Annotated in this window: 16 protein-coding genes and 1 pseudogene; 3 read left to right on the top strand and 14 right to left on the bottom strand. The window is 63.5% G+C overall.

Features of this window, described 5'->3' with window-relative positions; all coding sequences use genetic code 11:
- The first annotated feature begins 150 nt into the window (after window positions 1-150).
- Window positions 151-1,512: an APC family permease gene (locus tag ACXHGZ_RS00370; RefSeq protein WP_480461871.1), complete on the top strand. Its 1,362-nt coding sequence runs from the start codon at window positions 151-153 to the stop codon at window positions 1,510-1,512.
- Between the two features lie 34 nt (window positions 1,513-1,546).
- Here ACXHGZ_RS00370 and ACXHGZ_RS00365 read toward each other — a convergent pair whose 3' ends face one another.
- The 8 genes from ACXHGZ_RS00365 to ACXHGZ_RS00330 all read right to left on the bottom strand — a co-directional run bounded on the left by ACXHGZ_RS00365 (window position 1,547) and on the right by ACXHGZ_RS00330 (window position 11,321).
- Window positions 1,547-2,125 carry a DUF2780 domain-containing protein gene (locus ACXHGZ_RS00365; RefSeq protein WP_480461869.1) on the bottom strand — a complete coding sequence of 193 codons (579 nt, stop codon included), beginning with the start codon at window positions 2,123-2,125 and terminating at the stop codon, window positions 1,547-1,549.
- Window positions 2,126-2,274: 149 nt separating this feature from the next.
- Window positions 2,275-3,474, bottom strand: coding sequence for a formaldehyde dehydrogenase, glutathione-independent (fdhA, locus tag ACXHGZ_RS00360; RefSeq protein ID WP_196143957.1), 1,200 nt, complete (start codon window positions 3,472-3,474; stop codon window positions 2,275-2,277).
- 270 nt (window positions 3,475-3,744) lie between these two features.
- Window positions 3,745-4,602, bottom strand: a complete 858-nt coding sequence (gene purU / locus ACXHGZ_RS00355) for a formyltetrahydrofolate deformylase (protein WP_084856331.1) — start codon at window positions 4,600-4,602, stop codon at window positions 3,745-3,747.
- A gap of 11 nt (window positions 4,603-4,613) precedes the next feature.
- A complete protein-coding gene (locus ACXHGZ_RS00350) occupies window positions 4,614-5,246 on the bottom strand; it encodes a sarcosine oxidase subunit gamma (RefSeq protein WP_084856332.1) in 633 nt (210 codons plus the stop codon).
- Between the two features lie 192 nt (window positions 5,247-5,438).
- Window positions 5,439-8,456: a sarcosine oxidase subunit alpha gene (locus ACXHGZ_RS00345; RefSeq protein WP_480461866.1), complete on the bottom strand. Its 3,018-nt coding sequence runs from the start codon at window positions 8,454-8,456 to the stop codon at window positions 5,439-5,441.
- Window positions 8,453-8,785 carry a sarcosine oxidase subunit delta gene (locus tag ACXHGZ_RS00340; protein ID WP_438307540.1) on the bottom strand — a complete coding sequence of 111 codons (333 nt, stop codon included), beginning with the start codon at window positions 8,783-8,785 and terminating at the stop codon, window positions 8,453-8,455. Before ACXHGZ_RS00340 ends, ACXHGZ_RS00345 begins: the two co-directional genes overlap by 4 nt.
- 16 nt (window positions 8,786-8,801) lie before the next feature.
- Window positions 8,802-10,052, bottom strand: a complete 1,251-nt coding sequence (locus ACXHGZ_RS00335; protein ID WP_043211104.1) for a sarcosine oxidase subunit beta family protein — start codon at window positions 10,050-10,052, stop codon at window positions 8,802-8,804.
- Window positions 10,053-10,067: 15 nt separating this feature from the next.
- Complete coding sequence (locus ACXHGZ_RS00330) at window positions 10,068-11,321, bottom strand: serine hydroxymethyltransferase (protein ID WP_224457662.1); 1,254 nt, start codon at window positions 11,319-11,321, stop codon at window positions 10,068-10,070.
- Between the two features lie 324 nt (window positions 11,322-11,645).
- Between ACXHGZ_RS00330 and ACXHGZ_RS00325 the strand changes: the two genes are divergently transcribed.
- Complete coding sequence (locus tag ACXHGZ_RS00325; protein WP_480461863.1) at window positions 11,646-12,686, top strand: threonine aldolase family protein; 1,041 nt, start codon at window positions 11,646-11,648, stop codon at window positions 12,684-12,686.
- Between the two features lie 325 nt (window positions 12,687-13,011).
- On the opposite strand, the gene ACXHGZ_RS00320 is transcribed toward ACXHGZ_RS00325, so the two are convergent.
- The 5 genes and pseudogenes from ACXHGZ_RS00320 to gbcB all read right to left on the bottom strand — a co-directional run bounded on the left by ACXHGZ_RS00320 (window position 13,012) and on the right by gbcB (window position 16,899).
- Complete coding sequence (locus tag ACXHGZ_RS00320; protein ID WP_411969626.1) at window positions 13,012-13,716, bottom strand: methyl-accepting chemotaxis protein; 705 nt, start codon at window positions 13,714-13,716, stop codon at window positions 13,012-13,014.
- A 207-nt stretch (window positions 13,717-13,923) separates the two neighbouring features.
- Window positions 13,924-14,766: pseudogene (locus ACXHGZ_RS00315) on the bottom strand (cache domain-containing protein); the annotation flags it as partial.
- A 301-nt stretch (window positions 14,767-15,067) separates the two neighbouring features.
- Window positions 15,068-15,370 (bottom strand): cell division protein ZapA, encoded by a 303-nt coding sequence (locus ACXHGZ_RS00310; protein WP_084856348.1) that lies wholly within the window; start codon window positions 15,368-15,370, stop codon window positions 15,068-15,070.
- Entirely contained in the window at window positions 15,367-15,597 is a 231-nt protein-coding gene (locus ACXHGZ_RS00305) for a hypothetical protein (RefSeq protein ID WP_070090739.1), read from the bottom strand. Before ACXHGZ_RS00305 ends, ACXHGZ_RS00310 begins: the two co-directional genes overlap by 4 nt.
- 198 nt (window positions 15,598-15,795) lie before the next feature.
- Entirely contained in the window at window positions 15,796-16,899 is a 1,104-nt protein-coding gene (gbcB, locus tag ACXHGZ_RS00300; RefSeq protein WP_480461860.1) for a glycine betaine monooxygenase reductase subunit, read from the bottom strand.
- Between the two features lie 293 nt (window positions 16,900-17,192).
- On the opposite strand from gbcB, the gene gbca reads away from it, so the two are divergent.
- Window positions 17,193-18,485, top strand: a complete 1,293-nt coding sequence (gene gbca / locus ACXHGZ_RS00295; RefSeq protein WP_084856355.1) for a glycine betaine monooxygenase oxygenase subunit — start codon at window positions 17,193-17,195, stop codon at window positions 18,483-18,485.
- Between the two features lie 865 nt (window positions 18,486-19,350).
- Here gbca and etfB read toward each other — a convergent pair.
- Window positions 19,351-20,121, bottom strand: a complete 771-nt coding sequence (gene etfB, locus ACXHGZ_RS00290; protein ID WP_480461858.1) for an electron transfer flavoprotein subunit beta — start codon at window positions 20,119-20,121, stop codon at window positions 19,351-19,353.
- Window positions 20,122-20,123 lie beyond the last annotated feature (2 nt).

The following is a 20,123-nucleotide window of genomic DNA, read 5'->3' as shown; positions in this document are numbered from 1 at the left end:
GCTTGCCGGCGATTGGGCCAGAAACACGGTGGAGCAAACCGATTAAAATCCAGATTTATAATCGACATTAGCAACTCTTTGTTTGTCATCAGCCACCTGGGTGGATAAAAATCGATCAACGCACAACTACAAAAATGCCTGGATCGATCGATGGCCAAACAACCTTGCAACGCTGCCGAGGCAGCTCCTCAACTTCGCCGTGTCCTGGGGCTTCCCGCCCTGGTGTTCTTCGGCCTGGTGTACATGGTCCCGCTGACCATCTTCACCACCTACGGCATCGTCACCGAGATCACCGGTGGCCGTACGGCCGGCGCCTATCTCGTGACCCTGCTGGCGATGCTGTTCACCGCCACGTCCTATAGCTTCATGGTCAAGCGCTTCCCGGTCGCGGGCTCGGCGTACTCCTACACCAACATGGCCTTCGGCCCGAACATCGGCTTCCTCGCCGGCTGGTCGCTGCTGCTCGACTACCTGTTCATCCCGATGATCAACTACCTGCTCATCGGCCTGTTCCTCAACATCGCCTTCCCTGCCATACCGGCCTGGGCCATCATCCTGGCTTCCATCGCCCTGGTGACCGTGCTCAACGTGATCGGTATCCATTCGGTGGCCAAGGCCAGCAACCTGATCGTCGGCGCGCAGATTGTCTTCATCGGCGTGTTCGTGGCGCTGTCCTACCAGTCCCTGGCTGGCCAGCCGGTCGATCTGCTCTCGCCGCTGCTGGGCGATGGCAGCCAGCCGGGCTTCGGTCACCTGATGGCCGGTGCGGCGGTGCTGTGCCTGTCGTTCCTGGGCTTCGACGCGGTCTCCACCCTGGCGGAAGAAACCCGTGATGCGCGCCGCGATGTGCCACGGGCGATCATTCTCACCACGCTGGGCGCGGGCCTGCTGTTCACGCTGCTGGCCTACATCAGCCAACTGGTACTGCCGGGCAGCACGTTCGCCAACGCCGATGCCGCCGCCAACGAAGTGATGCTCAAGGCTGGCGGCCAGTTCCTGGCCAACTTCTTCACCGCCGCCTTCGTTGCCGGAAGCCTGGGCTCGGCCCTGGCCTCCCAGGCGGCGGTATCGCGCATCCTCTACACCATGGGCCGCGACAAAGTGCTGCCACAGCGCACTTTCGGCAAGCTGTCGCCTCGCTTCGGGACCCCGGTGTTCGCCATCGTGCTGGTGTCGGCTTTCTCGTTGCTGGCCTTGGTCATCGATCTCGCCACCCTCGCCTCGCTGATCAGTTTCGGTGCGCTGGTGGCCTTCTCGGCGGTGAACCTGGCAGTGGTGCGTACCCACTTGGTGGGCCAGGGGGCTCACCGTAACCTCAAGGGCCTGCTGTGCTACGGGCTGGTGCCGCTGGTGGGCCTGGGCCTGACCCTGTGGCTGTGGACCAGCCTGTCGGCCCTGACCCTGGTGATCGGCCTGTGCTGGTTCGCCATGGGCCTGGCCTACCTGGCCGTGCTCACTGCCGGCTTCCGCCGGCCCGTGCGCCTGGTGGACTTCTCCGAAAGCCCCCTGTAGGAGCGGCGCAAGGCCGCTCCTACAGGCAGGCGTGTCAGACCGAAGGCACGGCCGCCGGCGCCGGGGTCGCCCACAGGCTGCCCAGGTTCTGCAACAGCGAGCCGGCGATGCCCTGCTGCCCCAGGTACTGGAGGATCAGCGGGGCGAACTGGCCGATCATGCCAGTGTCCATCCCTAGCAGCTTGAAGGCGTTGTCCAGGTCGCTGCGGTTTTCGACGTTGCCCAAGGCATTGCCCAGCGGCGAGGCGCTCTGGCTGTTCTGCCCGAGCAACGCGCCCAGGCCACTCAAACCACCCAGGGCATTGGCACCGGTGAGCAGGTCCAGACCGGGCACCGCCTGGGTCAGCTGGCCATAGTCGGTTTCACTCAGGTTGTTGCGCGCCAGCCCCAGCATCGCACCTGCACCACCGATGGCCTGTTCAGGGGTGATCTTCAGCTCGCTGCCCAAGGTATTGAGCAGGTTGGCCTGGGCGGCCGGGGCCTGCACCTGGCCCTGCTGGCTCGAATTCTGGTTCTGCATCGCCGACACGGCATTGGCCGCGTCGCTCAGGTTGTAGGCGAACACCGGGTTTGCAGCCAGGGTCATCAGGGTTGCCAGGGTAAGCGCTTTCATCGGGGGAGGACCTCGTCGGCCGGGATGGCCTGGGAAACGAGGCATTTGACTGGGCAAAACGGGGAATGTTCCGGCCAGCCATCGAGGTCGCCATAAACCTGTCCATCATGAAAAAGCCCCTCGATTCGAGGGGCTTCTTCATCAGCGGGTTACGCCGCACCCCACATCTTGTGCGGGTCGATCACGAACTTCTTCGGCACACCTGCATCGAACTCGCCGTAGCCTTGCGGCGCCTGGTCCAGGTTGATCACCTGCACGCCAACCACCTCGGCGATGTTGATACGGTCCCACATGATCGCCTGCATCAGCTGGCGGTTGTACTTCATGGTCGGGGTCTGGCCGGTGTGGAAGCTGTGCGATTTCGCCCAGCCCAGGCCGAAGCGGATGCTCAGCGCGCCGATCTTGGCAGCGGCATCCACCGCCCCCGGGTCTTCGGTCACGTACAAGCCCGGGATACCGATGTTGCCGGCAACGCGGGTGACCTGCATCAGCGAGTTCAGCACGGTAGCCGGTGCCTCGTGCTTGGCACCTTCGTGGCCATGGCCGCGGGCTTCGAAGCCGACGGCGTCGATGGCGCAGTCCACTTCCGGTTCGCCGAGGATATCGACGATCTGCTCGTGCAGTGGGGTGTCCTTGGACAGGTCGACCACTTCGAAGCCCTGGGCCTTTGCATGGGCCAGGCGGGCCGGGTTGAGGTCGCCGACGATGACGCAGGCCGCGCCCAGCAGGCGGGCCGAGGCAGCGGCTGCCAGGCCGACCGGGCCGGCACCGGCGACGTAGACGGTGCTGCCTGGGCCTACACCGGCAGTCACGGCACCGTGGTAACCCGTCGGCAGGATGTCGGACAGGCAGGTCAGGTCACGGATCTTCTCCATGGCCTTGTCGCGCTCCGGCAGTTTCAGCAGGTTGAAATCAGCGTATGGCACCAGGACGTATTCGGCCTGGCCGCCGGTCCAGTCGCCCATATCGACGTAGCCGTAGGCCCCGCCGGCGCGAGCCGGGTTGACGGTGAGGCAGACACCGGTGTGCATTTCTTTGCAGGAGCGGCAGCGACCGCAGGCGACGTTGAACGGTACCGACACCAGGTCGCCGATCTGCATGCGCTCGACGTCGCGGCCCTTCTCGACGATTTCACCGGTGATTTCGTGGCCCAGGACCAGGCCGACCTGGGCGGTAGTACGGCCACGGACCATGTGCTGGTCGGAGCCGCAGATATTGGTGGAGACCACCTTGAGGATCACGCCGTGCTCGATCTTCTTGCCGCGTGGGTCTTGCATTTTCGGGTAGTCGATCTTCTGCACCTCGACCTTGCCCGCGCCGAGATACACCACTCCACGATTGCCAGACATGCTCTTACCTCGCTTGATTTTTATTTATGCAGCGGTGGTGGAACGCGCCGCCGTCCATGGGCGGCATGTGTTACTGGAATGCAGGGAATTGTGGGCCTGATACAACTTGTCGCAGTGACTGGAAGCGACAGGGGATTGCCTGTTAACGGCAGGAATGAAATGGGGCCGCTGCACGACCCAATCGCGGGACGAGCCCGCTCCCACAGGGCCAGCAGTAACCCTGTGGGAGCGGGCTCGTCCCGCGATTGGGCTGCACAGCAGCCCCACAATTCAGAGCACGACGGTGCGATTGGCGTTGAGGAACACGCGCCGCTCGATGTGGTAACCCACCGCCCGCGCCAGGGTCAGGCACTCGATGTCGCGGCCCTTGGCAATCAAATCTTCCGGATAGTGGCTGTGGTCCACCACCTCGACGCCCTGGGCGATGATCGGCCCTTCGTCGAGGTCGTTGTTGATGTAGTGCGCCGTGGCGCCGACCATCTTCACGCCCTTGTTGTAGGCCTGGTGGTAGGGCTTGGCACCCTTGAAGCCCGGTAGCAGGGAGTGATGGATATTGATCGCCCAGCCATCCAGGCGACGGCACAGCTCGGGCGACAACACCTGCATGTAGCGGGCGAGGATCACCAGCTCGGCGCCGGTCTCCTCGATCACCTGCAGCACCTTGCGCTCCTGGGCTGGCTTGTCCTTCGGGTCCAGGGGGAAGTGGTAGTACGGAATCTTGTGCCACTGGGCCAGGGGCTCGAGGTCCGGGTGGTTGGATACCACCGCCACCACGTCCATGGCCAGCTGGCCGATGCGCTGGCGATACAGCAGGTCGTTCAGGCAGTGGTCGGCCTTGGACACCATGATCACCACTTTGGGGCGATGGTTCGGTGCGGTCAGCTCGAAGGCCATGCCGAACGCATCGCTGCGCTCGGCGAGGCCGGCACGGAAGCCGGCTTCGTCGAAATCGTCCGGCTGGCGGAACTCGACGCGGATGAAGAACCGCCCCGACAGCCGATCATCGAAGGAGTGATGCTCCGTCACGTAGCAGCGCTGCTCATAGAGGTAACGCGTGACCACATCGACGGTGCCGAGCATGCTCGGGCAGTCGGCGGTGAGAATCCAAGTGTCCGGTGCCCGACTCATGCGTGTTCTCCTTATGCTTCGATGGACAGACCGTATTCAGCCGACGCGTCCTGCAGCCACAGCCACCAGTAGTCGGAGAAGCTGCGACGGATCACCAGCTCCCAGGTGTCCTCGGCGGTGCGACGGATCACCAGTTGCGACTTGGCGAACACGGTGCCGACGGCCTTGCCGACCGGGAAGTTGTTCGGGTGTACATCATAGCTGGTGGATTTCATCAGCACGTCGCGTACGTTCGGGCCGCGCAGTTCGAGCAGGGTCTGCCCGCCGCTGATGTTGACCACCTGGATGTGCTGGCCTTCGAGGGCTGCGCGCAGTTTCTGCTCGATGGCGAACTCCTGGCCGCCTGGAACGATCAGCAGCCATTCATCGGGGCCGACCCACTGCAGCGACATCTCGGCGTTGGCGACGACGGTCAGGGCGACCGGCAGCTCCAGCCCCAGGGCCTTCTTCACGCCAGCGGCGAACGCTGCGTCATGGCCATCGCCACGGAGGGTCAGGTGACCCAGGAACTTGTGTTCACGCAGGGTGACGCCTGCGTTCTTGCGGCCCTTGCCGACCAGGCTGGCCAGGTCGGCATGGTGCAGCGGCGACTCGGCCCGGGCGTTGGAGCCGGGGTTTTGCTGGAAGACGTTGATTACGCTCATTTCTTACCTGCCTTGAATTCTGTTGGTCAGAGCGACACAGCCTCTGGGGAACCTATTGCCTGTGGTGGCCTTGCTGGCCTCATCGCTGGCAAGCCAGCTCCCACAGGGACAGCGTCAGCCTTTAGACCTGCATCGTTCCTGTGGGAGCCGGCTTGCCGGCGATAGGGCCAGCCGGCTCGCCACAGGACGGAGTCAGACGTTCTGCCGCTCACCCTTCGGATCGAAGAACACCGAAGACACGATCTCGGCCTCGATCACGCTGCCGTCAGCCTGTGGCGAGTAGACACGCTCGCCCATGCGCTTGAGGCCGCCCTTGACCACACCCATGGCGAACGAATAGCCCAGGGAGTTGGAGGCATAGCTCGAGGTGACGTGGCCGACCATGTCCATCGGGATCGGCTGGTTCGGGTCGAACACCAGCTGGGCGCCTTCAGGCAGCCACTTGGTCGGGTCGACAGGCTTGAGCCCCACCAGTTGCTTGCGATCTTCACGCAGGCAATCCGAACGGGTCATGCCGCGTGCGCCGATCCAGGAGAACGGCTTGTTACGACCGACACACCAGCCCATGTTGAGGTCGTCCGGGTTCATCGAGCCGTCGGTATCCTGGCCGACGATGATGAAGCCCTTCTCGGCACGCAGCACGTGCATGGTCTCGGTGCCGTACGGGGTCAGGTTGTACTTCTTGCCCGCCTCGACGATCTGTTCCAGCACGCCCATGGCGTAGTTGGCCTGGACGTTGATCTCGTACGACAGCTCACCGGTGAAGGAAATACGGAACACCCGTGCCGGCACACCGCCGACCAGACCTTCCTTCCAGCTCATGAACGGGAAGGCTTCCTTGTCCAGATCGATGTCGGTCAGCTCGGCCAGCAGCTTGCGGCTGTTCGGGCCGGACAGGGTCATGGTGGCCCAGTGGTCGGTCACGGAGGTGAAGTACACCTTCAGGTCCGGCCATTCGGTCTGGTGGTACAGCTCCAGCCACTGCAGTACGCGTGCCGCGCCGCCGGTGGTGGTGGTCATGATGAAGTGGTTGTCGCCGACGCAGGCGGTCACGCCGTCGTCGAAGACCATGCCGTCTTCCTTGCACATCAGGCCGTAACGGGCCTTGCCCACGTCGAGCTTGGTCCAGGCGTTGGTGTACACGCGGTTGAGGAATTCGCGGGCATCCGGGCCCTGGATGTCGATCTTGCCCAGGGTCGAGGCGTCGAGCAGGCCGACGCTGTCGCGCACTGCCTTGCACTCACGCTCCACTGCGGCATGAATGTCTTCACCGGCTTTCGGGAAGTACCAAGGGCGCTTCCATTGGCCGACATCCTCGAACTCGGCGCCGTTCTTCAGGTGCCAGGCGTGCAGCGCGGTGAAGCGCACGGGCTCGAACAGGTGACCACAGTGGCGGCCCGCTACGGCACCGAAGGTGACCGGCGTGTAGTTGGGGCGGAACATGGTGGTACCCATCTGCGGGATGGTGATACCCATCGAACGGGCGGCGATAGCCAGGCCGTTGATGTTGCCCAGCTTGCCCTGGTCGGTACCGAAGCCCAGCGCGGTGTAGCGCTTGACGTGCTCGACCGACTCGAAACCTTCGCGGGTGGCCAACTCGATGGCCGCTGCGGTGACGTCGTTCTGCTGGTCGACGAACTGCTTCGGCGCACGGGCGGTGCCCTTGTCGTGCGGCACCTGGAACAGGGCCAGGGTCGCTTCTTCCTTGCGTGCAACGACTTTCGGCAGGGTGCCGGTAACGGCCTTGAAGCCCGCTTCGGTCGCTGCCTGGACGCCGCCTTCGAAACCGTCGGCAATCGCGTCACCCAGCGGATATACACCGTTCACGCCACCGACGCAGACGCGTTTTTGCGGGGCGTCGCCCGGCACGAAGCCGAGGATGTCGTCACGCCAGATCGGACGACCGCCCAGGTGCGAGGCCAGGTGAACCACCGGGCTGTAGCCACCGGAGCTGCCGATCAGGTCGCACTCGAGCCATTCGCCTGGGCTGGTGACCTTATGCGCCACGGCATCGATCGCAGCGACACGGGCGCCGGTCACATGCTTGGTGCCCTTGGCCTCGATCACGGCGCTGGAGGTCAGGATGCGGATGCCCTTGGCACGCGCTTCCTCGACCAGCGAGCCGCGTGGGTTGTGGCGTGCATCGGCGATGGCCACCACTTGCAGGCCGGCGTCGTGCCAGTCCAGCGCGGTGCGGTAGGCGTGGTCGTTGTTGGTCGACAGCACCAGCTTGCGGCCCGGGGCCACGCCGTAGCGGCGCACGTACACCGAGATGGCGCCGGCGAGCATGTTGCCCGGCACGTCGTTGTTGCCGTACACCAGTGGACGCTCGTGGGTACCGGTGGCCAGCACGACACGCTTGGCACGCACGCGGTGGACGCGATGACGAACCTGGCCGATCGGGGCGCGGTCACCGAGGTGGTCGGTCATGCGCTCGTGGATGGTCAGGAAGTTGTGGTCGTGGTAACCGTTGACCGTGGCGCGAGGCAGCAGGGTCACTTCCGGCAGCGACTGCAGCTCGGCGACGACTGCGGCGACCCAGTCGGCGGCGGGTTTGCCGTCGAGGGTTTCGCGGGTATCGAGCAGGCTGCCGCCGAACTCTTCCTGTTCGTCGGCAACGATCACGCGGGCGCCGCTACGGCCGGCAGCCAGGGCTGCGGCCAGGCCGGCAGGGCCTGCACCGACGATCAGCACGTCGCAGTGCTGGTTCATGTAGTCGTAGCTGTCCGGGTCGTTCTGCAGCGGTGCACGGCCGAGGCCTGCCGCCTTACGGATGTACTTCTCGTAGGTCATCCAGAACGACTTGGGATACATGAAGGTCTTGTAGTAGAACCCGGGCGGCATCATGCTGCCGCCGACCTTGCCCAGGATGCCCATGACGTCGTTGTTGACGTTCGGCCAGCCGTTGGTGCTGGTGGCTACCAGGCCCGAGTACAGGGCCTGCTGGGTGGCACGCACGTTCGGCACCTGGGTGGCTTCGCTCGAACCCAGCTGCAGGATGGCGTTCGGCTCTTCCGGGCCGGCCGCGATGATGCCGCGTGGGCGCGAGTACTTGAAGCTGCGGCCGACGATATCGACGCCGTTGGCCAACAGCGCAGCGGCCAGGCTGTCACCGGCATAACCCTGGTAGGTCTTGCCGTTGAAGGTGAAGTTCAGGACCTTGCTGCGATCGATGCGACCGCCGCTGGCGAGGCGATAGACCTGGCTCATACTTTTTCTCCCTGGCCTTTGACGACCGACTGCGCGGGGTTCAGCTTGTTCGCGGTGACCTGAGGCTTCTCGCCGATCTTGTAGGTTTCCAGGATCTCGTAGGTCTCGGTGTTACGCGTGACGTTGAAGTACTGGCGGCAGCCGGCGACGTGGTCCCACAGTTCGTGGTGGATACCGCGCAGGTTGTCGCGGAAGAACATGTAGGTACCCCATTCCTCGTCGGTGCAGGCGCTAGGGTCCAACGGGCGGGCGATATGAGCCTGGCCGGAGGAGTGGAACTCTTCTTCGGAGCGCAGCTCGCCGCAGTGGGGACAGAAAATATGCAACATGACGAATTGTCTCCGATTAGTGGGCGACGGCCGCAGCGCCGTGTTCGTCGATCAGCGCGCCGGTGTAGAAGCGGTCGATCGAGAAAGGCTTGGCCAGCGGGTGCATCTCGCCTTTGGCGAGGCTCGCGGCGAAGACGTTGCCCGAACCCGGGGTCGCCTTGAAGCCGCCGGTACCCCAGCCGCAGTTGAAGAACAGGTTTTTTACAGGGGTCTTGGAGATGATCGGGCACGCGTCCGGGCAGGTATCGACGATGCCGCCCCACTGACGGTTCATGCGAACGCGCGAGAGGATCGGGAACATCTCGACGATCGCCTGCATGGTGTGCTCGATGATCGGGTACGAACCGCGCTGGCCGTAGCCGACCCAACCGTCGATACCGGCGCCGATGACCAGGTCGCCTTTGTCGGACTGGCTGATATAGCCATGCACGGCGTTGGACATGATCACGCTGTCGATGATCGGCTTGATCGGCTCCGATACCAGGGCCTGCAGCGGGTGCGATTCCAGCGGCAGGCGGAAGCCGGCCAGCTTGGCCATGTGGCCGGAGTTACCGGCGGTGACCACGCCGACGCGCTTGGCGCCGATGAAGCCCTTGTTGGTTTCCACGCCGATCACTGCGCCGTTTTCCTTGCGGAAGCCGATCACTTCGGTCTGCTGGATCAGGTCCACGCCCAGGGCGTCGGCAGCACGAGCATAGCCCCAGGCCACGGCATCGTGACGGGCCACGCCGCCACGGCGCTGGACGGTCGCGCCGAGGATCGGGTAGCGGGTGTTCTTCGAGCAATCCAGGTACGGGATCTCGGCAGCCACCTGCTCGGTGTTCAGCAGTTCGCCGTCCACGCCGTTGAGGCGGTTGGCGTTGACGCGGCGCTCGGAATCACGGATGTCCTGCAGGGTGTGGCACAGGTTGTAGACGCCGCGCTGGGAGAACATCACGTTGTAGTTGATGTCCTGGGACAGGCCTTCCCACAGCTTCATGGCGTGTTCGTACAGTTTGGCCGACTCGTCCCACAGGTAGTTGGAACGCACGATGGTGGTGTTACGGGCGGTGTTGCCACCGCCCAGGTAACCCTTCTCGATCACCGCGACGTTGGTGATGCCGTGCTCCTTGGCCAGGTAGTAGGCCGTGGCCAGGCCGTGGCCGCCACCGCCGACGATGACCACGTCGTACACCTTCTTCGGCGTCGGCGTGCGCCACATGCGCTGCCAGTTCTCGTGGTGGCTGAGGGAGTGTTTGAAAAGGCCGAAGCCTGAATAGCGTTGCATGGTTGGTTACTCCACTCAGCGGTAGACCGGGAAATCGGCGCACAGGGCGGCGACGTTCTTGGCAACGTCGGCTTCGACGTCGGCGTCACCCAGGTTGTCCAGCACATCGCAGATCCAGCCGGCCAGGGCCACGCATTGGGCTTCCTTGAAGCCACGGGTGGTGACGGCCGGGGTGCCGATGCGCAGGCCCGAGGTGACGAACGGCGACTGCGGGTCGTTGGGCACGGCGTTCTTGTTGACGGTGATGTGGGCGCGGCCCAGGGCGGCGTCGGCGTCTTTGCCGGTCAGGCCCTGGCGAATCAGGCTGACCAGGAACAGGTGGTTGTCGGTACCGCCCGACACGACATCGTAGCCGCGATCGATGAACACCTTGGCCATGGCCTGGGCGTTGTCGATGACCTGCTTCTGGTAGGCCTTGAACTCAGGCTCCAGCGCCTCCTTGAAGCACACGGCCTTGGCAGCGATGACGTGCATCAGCGGACCGCCCTGGGCGCCCGGGAACACGGCAGCGTTGAGCTTCTTCTCGATCTCTTCGTTGGATTTAGCCAGGATCAGGCCGCCACGCGGACCGCGCAGGGTCTTGTGGGTGGTGGTGGTGACCACGTCGGCGAACGGAATCGGGTTCGGGTACAGGCCAGCGGCAACCAGGCCAGCCACGTGGGCCATGTCGACGAACAGCAGCGCGCCCACTTTGTCGGCGATGGCGCGGAAGCGTGGGAAGTCCAGGGTCTTGGAGTAGGCCGAGAAGCCGGCGACGATCATCTTCGGCTTGTGCTCGACGGCCAGGCGCTCGACTTCGTCGTAGTCGATCAGGCCGGTGTTGGTGTCGATGCCGTACTGGACAGCGTTGTACAGCTTGCCCGAGGACGATACCTTGGCGCCGTGGGTCAGGTGGCCGCCGTGGGCCAGGCTCATGCCCAGGATGGTGTCGCCCGGCTGCAGCAGGGCCAGGTAGACGGCGCTGTTGGCCGAAGAGCCGGAGTGTGGCTGGACGTTGGCATAGTCGGCGCCGAACAGCTGCTTGGCGCGCTCGATGGCCAGGGCCTCGACCTTGTCGACGTGCTCGCAGCCACCGTAGTAGCGCTTGCCCGGGTAGCCTTCGGCGTACTTGTTGGTCAGGCCGCTGCCCTGGGCCTGCATGACGCGCTTGCTGGTGTAGTTCTCCGAGGCGATCAGCTCGATGTGATCTTCCTGGCGCTTCTCTTCGGCATTCATCGCCGCCAGCAGTGCGTCGTCGTAACCCTGGATCTGGTCTTGCTTGCTGAACATCGTTTGTCTCCTGGCAGCGGCCATTTCTTGTCTTCGAGGCACTGTGGCCCTTTGTGGCGATGGTATGGCCGGCACGGTCGACTCAGATGCCTGCGCACGCCTTGCAATGGCGCGTTTACGACATTCGCTTCAGCGTAGCCTCTGCGCAGCCCTCTTCGCGGGTAAACCCGCCCCCACAAGGATTCGCCTGCCCCGTGGGAGCGGGTTTACCCGCGAAGTGGTCCGCACGAGCAGCACATGGCGTAGCGGCTGCTCCCCCTGTATAGGCAACCGCTGAATCGATGGTTTAGAGTGCGCTTCCATGTCGTATAAAGGACAGCTGTGATGACCGATAACAGCCAACAATTCGCCAGCGACAACTATTCCGGCATCTGCCCCGAAGCCTGGGCTGCGATGGAAAAGGCCAACCAGGGCCATGAGCGCGCCTACGGCGACGACCAGTGGACCGAGCGCGCCGCCGAATACTTCCGAGAGCTGTTCGAAACCGATTGCGAGGTGTTCTTCGCCTTCAACGGCACCGCCGCCAACTCCCTGGCCCTGGCCTCCCTGTGCCAGAGCTACCACAGCGTCATCTGTTCCGAGACCGCCCACGTCGAGACCGACGAATGCGGCGCGCCGGAGTTCTTCTCCAACGGCTCCAAATTGCTCACCGCACGAAGCGTGGACGGCAAGCTGACGCCCGAATCGATCCGCGAAGTGGCGCTCAAGCGCCAGGATATCCACTATCCCAAGCCGCGCGTGGTGACCATCACCCAGGCCACCGAAGTGGGCACGGTGTACACCCCCGACGAGCTCAAGGCGATCAGCGCCACCTGCAAGGAGCTGGGCCTGAACTTGCACATGGACGGCGCACGCTTCTCCAATGCCTGCGCTTCCCTGGGCTGCACGCCAGCGGAGCTGACCTGGAAGGCGGGCGTGGACGTGCTGTGTTTCGGCGGCACCAAGAACGGCATGGCGGTGGGCGAAGCGATCCTGTTCTTCAACCGCGCCCTGGCCGACGACTTCGACTACCGCTGCAAGCAGGCAGGCCAGCTGGCATCGAAGATGCGTTTCCTGTCCGCGCCCTGGGTCGGGCTGCTCGAAGATGGCGCCTGGCTGCGCTATGGCCGCCATGCCAACCACTGCGCACAGCTGCTGGCCTCGCTGGTCAGCGACCTGCCGGGGGTGGAACTGATGTTCCCGGTGCAGGCCAACGGCGTGTTCCTGCAAATGCCGGAAGCCGCACTGGAGGCACTGCGGGCCAAGGGCTGGCGCTTCTATACCTTCATCGGCAGCGGTGGCGCACGGTTCATGTGCTCGTGGGATACCCAGGAAGCGCGGGTACGCGAGCTGGCGGCGGACATCCGCGCCATCGTCGGCGCCTGACCAAGCGCATCGCGGGACAAGCCCGCTCCCACAAGGCCCTGCAAATCTCGACATCGAGGTCTGCTCGGAACCTGTGGGAGATTCTATGGTGCTAAACAAGCCAGCCGTGCAAATACGGCCCAGGCTCCGCTTACTTCGTGGGAGCTGGCGGAGCCTGCGATGGGCCGCAAAGCGGCCCCTTGAGTCTGGAGGGGCTCCACCGTTTGAGGGCTTGGGGCTACTTGCAGCCCATCGCAGGCTGTCGCCAGCTCCCACCGAGATTGCGCTGTTCCCAAGACTTGCGAAACTCCAGTGGGGCTTGCCCCGCGATGAAGCCAGCGCCCATCTAAAGCTTGAACCCGCCCATCTGCCGCGCCAGGTCATCGGCCAACCCCCGCAACGCCTGGCACTGTTCGCGACACACCTGCACCTCGGCTGCCGTCTCCCGGGCCAGGTCGGAAATCCCCTGCACCGTCCGGTTGATCTCCTCGGTCACCGCCGACTGCTCCTCGGTCGCCGTCGCCACCTGATGGTTCATGTCGCTGATGTGCTCCACCTGGTCGGTGATCGCACCCAACGACGCACCCGTGCGCTGGCTGGATTCCACGCCGCTGCCCGTCGCCTGCTGCCCGGCCTGCATCGATGCCACTGCACTGCCGGCCCCCTGCTTGAGGCGCTGGATCATCTGCTGCACCTCGTCGGTGGACACCTGGGTACGCCGCGCCAGGGTACGCACCTCATCGGCCACCACAGCAAAACCGCGCCCCATCTCACCGGCTCGCGCCGCCTCGATGGCCGCATTGAGCGCCAGCAGGTTGGTCTGCTCGGAAATACTGCGGATCACTGCCAATACCTCATCGATGGAGGCGACCTCGTCGGCCAACTGGCCCACCGCCTGGGCCGCACGCCCGATCTCGCCAGACATGCCCTCGATGTTGTGGATGGAGCGATGCACCACCTCGCGCGCCTGCAGCGCCTCGTCGCGTGCCGACTGCGATGCCTGGGCGGCGTTGCCGGCGTTGTGGGCGATGTCCTGTACGGTCAGCCCCATTTCATGCACGGCAGTGGCAACCATTTCGGTCATTTCCTGCTGCCGGCCGGAGCGGTCAGCGGTGTTGTCCACCACCTGCGTCACCTGCTCCACCGAACGGTGCAGGCGTTCGGTAGTGCGCAGCACCTCGCCTATCAACGCACGCTGGCTGTCGAGGAAGCGGTTGAAACCACGCGCCAGGTCACCGAGCTCGTCTTCACGTGTGTCGTCCAGGCGGTGGCTCAAGTCTCCCGCCCCGCTTCCGATCTGCACCAGCGCCGAGGTCACCTGGCGGATCGGCCGCACCAGCCCACGCGCCAACAGCACCACGAGCAACAACGAAACCAGCGCCACCGCAGCACCGATCAGGCTGGTCAACCATACGGCCTCATGCATCTGTGCATAGATTTCTGCTTCCGGCACCTCAGCCACCAAGGTCCAGTTCAGGTCACGCAGGGGCAGCCCCAACGCCAGGTAGTCCTCGCCGTCGCGGCTGAAGCGCACGCTGCGCAGCCCTTCACCGCCACCCAGTACGGCCTGGCTCGCGGCATCGCCGAACTGCTCGGCCAGCTGCCGCTTGCCGCTGAACTCAGCTTGTGGATGGACCTGGATCAAGCCGTCGTTGCGCACCAGCAACACCCGGCCGCGTTCGCCGAAGCTGAAATTGTGGATGAGCTCGGAGAGTTCGGTCATGCGCAGGCCCATGCCGGCGATGCCCACCAGTTGGCCGTCCTTTTCCACGCGATAGTCGATGAACAGGGCAAGCTCGCCGGTGGAGCCATCGATGTCGATGTTGATCAGCCGCTCGGCGCCGCTGTCGATATAACCGTAGAACCACTGGTCCTTGGGGTTATCGCGGCTGAGGGTCCGGTCCAGACCTTTTTCGTTGTAGTAATGGTTGGTCGCGGTAGCCGCGAACAGTGCGGTGAACGCCTGGTTGCGCTGGCGGGCAGCTTCGAGGTACTCGAGGAAGCGCGGCGCCTGGGCGGGGTCTTCGCCGGCAGCCAGCCAGTCCCGCAGCAGCGTGTTGCCGGCGATATCCGCCGCCGCCACCAAGGGCTGGCCGAGCATGCGCTCGATGTCGTTGCGGATGGCCTCGATACTGGCCGGCAATGCAGTGTCGACCAGGTAGCGTTCGGTCAAGCGGTTGACCGCCGCGGTGTAGACCGCGACCACCACGAGAATACTCGCCAGCAGGGCTGCGCCCATGCTCGCAATCAATTGCCATTGGATACTTCGCCGCCAGATACGCATGCCCTGCTCCCCGTTAATTATTGTTTTGGGAAGAGTGTATACACTTACGTATCCAGTTATTCCAGTGATCCAGGACAATGCCCCGCCCCTCTATGGGAGCGGGGAAGCGGCGAGACTTTTATTGTTCAGCGATGGTCCGCACGATGGCATCGACCGTGGCGTCGATCTGCGCCTGGGTGCGCTCGAGGGTCTGCTGGTGCTCGCGTTGCAGTTCGATCTGCCTGGAACACAGGTTCAGGGCTGCCAGCACCAGCAGCTTGTCACCGATCAGGGTCGGGTATTGACGCTTGGTTTCGGCCAGGGATGCGTTGAGCATCCGCACGGCCTGCGCCAGGGTCTCTTCCTGGCCTTGGGGCGCCTTGATCGAATAGTCGTTGCCGAGGATCGACACGACATTGATCGGCTGCGCTTGCAGTCTCATGCGTTGACGACACCGGCGCTTGCGCGCTCTACCAGGGCCTGGATACGCGCGGCGGTGGCGCCGTGCTTCTCTTCCTGTTCCATCAGCGACAACTGCAGGGTCTCGTTCTCTTCCTTGGCCTGGGCCAGTTCCTGGCCGAGGGCGGTGTTCTGCTCGGTGAGTTGAGCGTTCTTCTGCATCAGGTCGTTGACCAGTTGCTCGAGTTGATTCAGGGAAGCTTCCAACATGCGTCTATCTCGGGGTTGTTGCAAAGGGCGCACACGATAAAGAAAAGCGCGCGGCCTCGCCATTAAATATGGGAAAACAATGACTTGGCCTAGATTGACAGGCGTGCTGGAGGGTTGTTCCGACCTGGGTCAACCTTCTGTCTGAAAGCGCGCCCAAAAACAAAGGGGCCGCTAAGCGGCCCCTTGAGGTGTCCGGGATCAGTAATCGATCCGCACATCCCCTTTCGGCACACTGCAGCACGACAGGATGTACCCTTCGGCCTCGTCGTCCTCGGTGATGCCACCGTTGTGGTCCATTTCCACTTCGCCGCCGAGCTTGAGCACCTTGCAGGTACCGCAGATGCCCATGCCGCAAGCCTTCGGAATCATCAGGCCGACCTTGGCAGCAGCGGCATGCACGGTCTCGCCCGGGGCGATACGAATGCTCTTCTCGCTGCCGACGAACTCCACCAGATTGAGATCGGCGGCATCTATCTCCTCGGCGGCCTCGGCCGCCTGCTCGGCGTGCTCCACGGCGTCGGCCTTGGCTTCCGGCGGGGTCGCGCCGAACGACTCCTCATGATAGTTGCGCATATCGAAGCCCACCGCTTCGAGCATGCGCTTGACCGCGTTCATGTAGGGGGTCGGGCCGCAGCAGAACACCACCCGCTCCATGTAGTCAGGCGCGATCAGTTCCATCAGGCGCTGGTTCAGGTAGCCGCGGTAGCCCGACCAAGGCTCGCCCAGGCCGTGCTTCTCGCAAATGATGTGCAGGCTGAAGTTGGGGATCCGCGAAGCCATCTGGTCCAGTTCGCGGTGGTAGATGATGTCCTTCGGCGAGCGGGCGCTGTGGACGAAGACCATGTCGACGTTGCCGTTGGTGTCATAGAACCAGCGAGCCATGGACATCACCGGGGTGATCCCGACACCACCGGAGAGGTACAGCACCTTCGGTGCCGGGAAGTCGATGGCGTTGAACAACCCCACCGGCCCGTGCACGGCCAGTTCGAAGCCTTCGTGCATGTTGTCGTGCAGCCAGTTGGAAACCTGCCCGCCCGGCACGCGCTTGACGGTGATGGAGAAGCTGTAGGGTACCGAGGGCGAGCTGGAGATGGTGTAGGAGCGCATCACCTGCTTGCCATCGATCTCAAGCTCCAGGGTGACGAACTGCCCAGGCTTGAAGAAGAACATGATCGGCTGGTCGGCCATGAAGCAGAAGGTGCGCACGTCCCAGGTCTCCTGGATGACCTTGACGCAGCGCACGATGTGGCGGCCATTGGCCCAGGTCTGGGTAGTGACCGGATTGAGGAAGGTATCGGACATGTTCATCTCCAGCGGCCGACTACCGGCCTTGATGGCTCCGATAATGCGCAAGCCGGCGACGAAGTACATTCCCATCAGCGACATCGGCGTGCTTATCGCGACCAGCCCCGCACTACAAGGGCTGGCGCGTCGGAATTCGAATCGGCCATGTCGCCCATGGATATGGTTCGCGACGCCTTCGAACGCACACTCCACGGCAAAAGAACCCGCTGTTTTTAGCAAGCAGCCTTGCGGCAAACCACAACAACGATTAGCCACTTTCGCCGGCCGCATTCGGCCCTGAGGACCAAACGATGGACGTCACCGCAACCCTGAGCCTGGGCGATCCACTGGAAGCTGCACGCAAGGCAACCGCCGAGATGCTGCAGACCCGCGAGCGCACCTACTCGCTGCCCCAGCCTTTCTACACTGACGAGCGTCTGTTCCAGATCGACATGCAGGAGATCTTCCACAAGGAATGGTTGATCGCCGGCATGACCTGCGAGATCCCGACCAAGGGCAACTTCCTGACCCTGCAGATCGGCAAGAACCCGATCATCGTGATCCGCGGCGCCGAAGGCCAGGTCCATGCCTTCCACAACGTCTGCCGCCACCGCGGCTCGCGCCTGTGCACCAGCGAAAAAGGCAAGGTCGCCAAACTGGTCTGCCCGTACCACCAGTGGACCTATGAGATCGATGGCCGCCTGCTGTTCGCCGGCACCGAGATGGGCGACGATTTCGACATGAAGAAGTACGGCCTCAAGCCGGTCAACGTGAAGACCGCGGGCGGCTACATCTTCATCAGCCTGGCGGAGAACCCGCCTGCCATCGACGAGTTCCTGGCCACCCTGGACCACTACATGGAACCGTACGACATGGAAAACACCAAGGTGGCGGTGCAAACCACCTTGATGGAAAAGGCCAACTGGAAGCTGGTGCTGGAAAACAACCGTGAGTGCTACCACTGCAACGGGTCGCACCCTGAGTTGCTCAAGACCTTGCTGGAGTGGGACGACACCAACGATCCACGTGCCGACCAGGCGTTCAAGGACCACGTAGCCGCTTCCGCCGCTGCCTGGGAAGCCGAAGGCATCCCGCATGAGCACAAGAGCCATGGCCTGCGTAACCGTATCGTGCGCATGCCACTGCTCAAGGGTACCGTGTCCATGACCATGGACGGCAAGCAGGCGTGCAAGAAGCTGATGGGCCGTATCAAGAACCCGGACCTGGGCTCGATGCGCATCCTGCACCTGCCGCACGCGTGGAACCACTGCATGGGCGACCATATGATCGTCTTCACCGTGTGGCCGATCAGCGCCCAGGAATCGATGGTCACCACCAAGTGGCTGGTGCACAAGGATGCGGTCGAAGGTGTCGACTACGACCCTGAGAACATGCGCAAGGTGTGGGATGCCACCAACGACCAGGACCGTCGCCTGGCCGAAGAGAACCAGCGCGGCATCAACTCCACCGCCTACCAGCCTGGCCCATACTCCAAGACTTACGAGTTCGGCGTGGTCAACTTCATCGACTGGTACAGCCAGCGCCTGCTCAACAATCTGGGCGCAGAGCCGGCACCGTACCTGAAGGAAGTGAAAGCGCAGTAAGCTGCATTTTGGGCTGCTTCGCAGCCCATCGCCGGCAAGCCGGCTCCCACAGGTTCCGCGGTGTCTATAACAGCAGCGCAGGACAGGTGGGAGCCGGCTTGCCGGCGATGGGGCTTTAACTGACAGGTATTAGCCCAAGGCTGCTCTTTTTTTGTCCAGGCCTCTGTATGAGCGGGCTTGCCCCGCGATTGGCCGCAACAGCCGCTTGATCATTTCTTGATCAACGCCACCCAGCCCTATCCCTCCGGGGCTTGCGACCACAAGCCAACATTTTATCCACAGCCTGGCACACACTATTTGTGGAAAGCTATTGGGGTAGACGAGCCTGACGATTTGATCGTTATTTGATCAATCCACTGTATCCCTTTGATTTCGTGGCCTGCAGCGACTACCGAACATCTTGTCCACAGAGCCGCCAACAGACTTTGTGGGCAAGGTTGGGTCATTGACACATGCGCTGTGGATAGACCCCCTTAATGCCCTGGTACGCGCCGGTTCAAGAGGATTTGATCAATTATCGAACAAACGGCTGGAGCCCAGTGACTATGCGGGCTGCGCCATTGGCCAAACAGATTATCCACAGAGCCGCCAACAGCGATTGTGGGAAACGTTCAGGGGTGAGGGGATAAGTGAAGCGTAGAGCCTGCTCAATTATTGATCAAAGCGCTGGAGGCTAGGAGCAGCGCGACCTACAGCGAAGCGTGAACATTTTATCAACAGGGTGGCGAACAGATTCGGTGTGTAAAAGATCGAGGCCGCTGCGCGCCCCTTCGCGGCACAAGACCGCTCCACAGGGATCGCATAACCTCTGTAGGAGCGGCCTTGTGCCGCGAAGGGGCGCGCAGTGGCCCCGGCGTAGGAATGCCTAGCGCAGCACCCCTTCTTCCACCAACAGCTTGAGGATCGCCTCGGCGCCCTCTTGCGGCGAAACGTCCTTGAGCACCTTGCCGCCCCCGCCGCTGGCCTTGGCTGTGGCGGCTTTCATGCGGTCGGCACCGCTCTTGGCCTTGATCACCTTCAACCGCTTGGGCCGCGGGCGGGCCGGTTGCAGCTCGGACTCGGCCAGCAGTTCATCCTCGACGATCGCCACGTTGCGCACCGCCAGCACACCCCGGCGCGCCGGGCCGAACGCACTTTGGCGCGGCTTGGGCGCAGCATTATCCACAGTGGCCAGCAGCGGCAGGCGCACCTTCAACCGGCGACGCTGGCCCCGAGGCAATGCCTGCAGGACCTGCGCGGTGCCATTTTCGATGGACTCCACCTCCGCCAATCCAACCACCAACGGCCAACCCAGGCGCTCGGCCAGCAGGAACGGCAGCATGCCCGAGCCTTCGCCGGTTTCCGCCTGGCTGCCGGTCAACACCAACTGTGCCCCGGCATCGCGCAGGTAATCGCCCAGCACACCCAGGACATCGGCGCCGGCAGGCTGCTCCAGCACATCGAGATGGTCCAGCCCCATACCCAGGTAGGCACGCAGGGCCTCTTCACGCGGGTCGCCCGCATGCACGACCTGCAAGTTATCCCCAGCCAGCTGCAAACCCAGCTCCACGGCGCGGGCGTCCTGCTCGGCACGACGGGTGCGGCCAGAGCTTGGGTGGGCGCCGATGGAGACCAGGCTGATGACTTTCGTACTCATGC

This window comes from Pseudomonas shiyinii (assembly GCF_056725765.1).
The sequence above is the reverse complement of the archived record's forward strand: the minus strand, read 5'-3'. Positions and strand labels throughout refer to the sequence as shown.

Bases quoted from the DNA above. Each gene is read 5' to 3' on its own strand.
- ACXHGZ_RS00370 (WP_480461871.1), top strand. From the start codon at position 151: ATGGCCAAACAACCTTGCAACGCTGCCGAGGCAGCTCCTCAACTTCGC.
- ACXHGZ_RS00365 (WP_480461869.1), bottom strand. From the start codon at position 2,125: ATGAAAGCGCTTACCCTGGCAACCCTGATGACCCTGGCTGCAAACCCG.
- fdhA (WP_196143957.1), bottom strand. From the start codon at position 3,474: ATGTCTGGCAATCGTGGAGTGGTGTATCTCGGCGCGGGCAAGGTCGAG.
- purU (WP_084856331.1), bottom strand. From the start codon at position 4,602: ATGAGTCGGGCACCGGACACTTGGATTCTCACCGCCGACTGCCCGAGC.
- ACXHGZ_RS00350 (WP_084856332.1), bottom strand. From the start codon at position 5,246: ATGAGCGTAATCAACGTCTTCCAGCAAAACCCCGGCTCCAACGCCCGG.
- ACXHGZ_RS00345 (WP_480461866.1), bottom strand. From the start codon at position 8,456: ATGAGCCAGGTCTATCGCCTCGCCAGCGGCGGTCGCATCGATCGCAGC.
- ACXHGZ_RS00340 (WP_438307540.1), bottom strand. From the start codon at position 8,785: ATGTTGCATATTTTCTGTCCCCACTGCGGCGAGCTGCGCTCCGAAGAA.
- ACXHGZ_RS00335 (WP_043211104.1), bottom strand. From the start codon at position 10,052: ATGCAACGCTATTCAGGCTTCGGCCTTTTCAAACACTCCCTCAGCCAC.
- ACXHGZ_RS00330 (WP_224457662.1), bottom strand. From the start codon at position 11,321: ATGTTCAGCAAGCAAGACCAGATCCAGGGTTACGACGACGCACTGCTG.
- ACXHGZ_RS00325 (WP_480461863.1), top strand. From the start codon at position 11,646: ATGACCGATAACAGCCAACAATTCGCCAGCGACAACTATTCCGGCATC.
- ACXHGZ_RS00320 (WP_411969626.1), bottom strand. From the start codon at position 13,716: ATGGGGCTGACCGTACAGGACATCGCCCACAACGCCGGCAACGCCGCC.
- ACXHGZ_RS00310 (WP_084856348.1), bottom strand. From the start codon at position 15,370: ATGAGACTGCAAGCGCAGCCGATCAATGTCGTGTCGATCCTCGGCAAC.
- ACXHGZ_RS00305 (WP_070090739.1), bottom strand. From the start codon at position 15,597: ATGTTGGAAGCTTCCCTGAATCAACTCGAGCAACTGGTCAACGACCTG.
- gbcB (WP_480461860.1), bottom strand. From the start codon at position 16,899: ATGTCCGATACCTTCCTCAATCCGGTCACTACCCAGACCTGGGCCAAT.
- gbca (WP_084856355.1), top strand. From the start codon at position 17,193: ATGGACGTCACCGCAACCCTGAGCCTGGGCGATCCACTGGAAGCTGCA.
- etfB (WP_480461858.1), bottom strand. From the start codon at position 20,121: ATGAGTACGAAAGTCATCAGCCTGGTCTCCATCGGCGCCCACCCAAGC.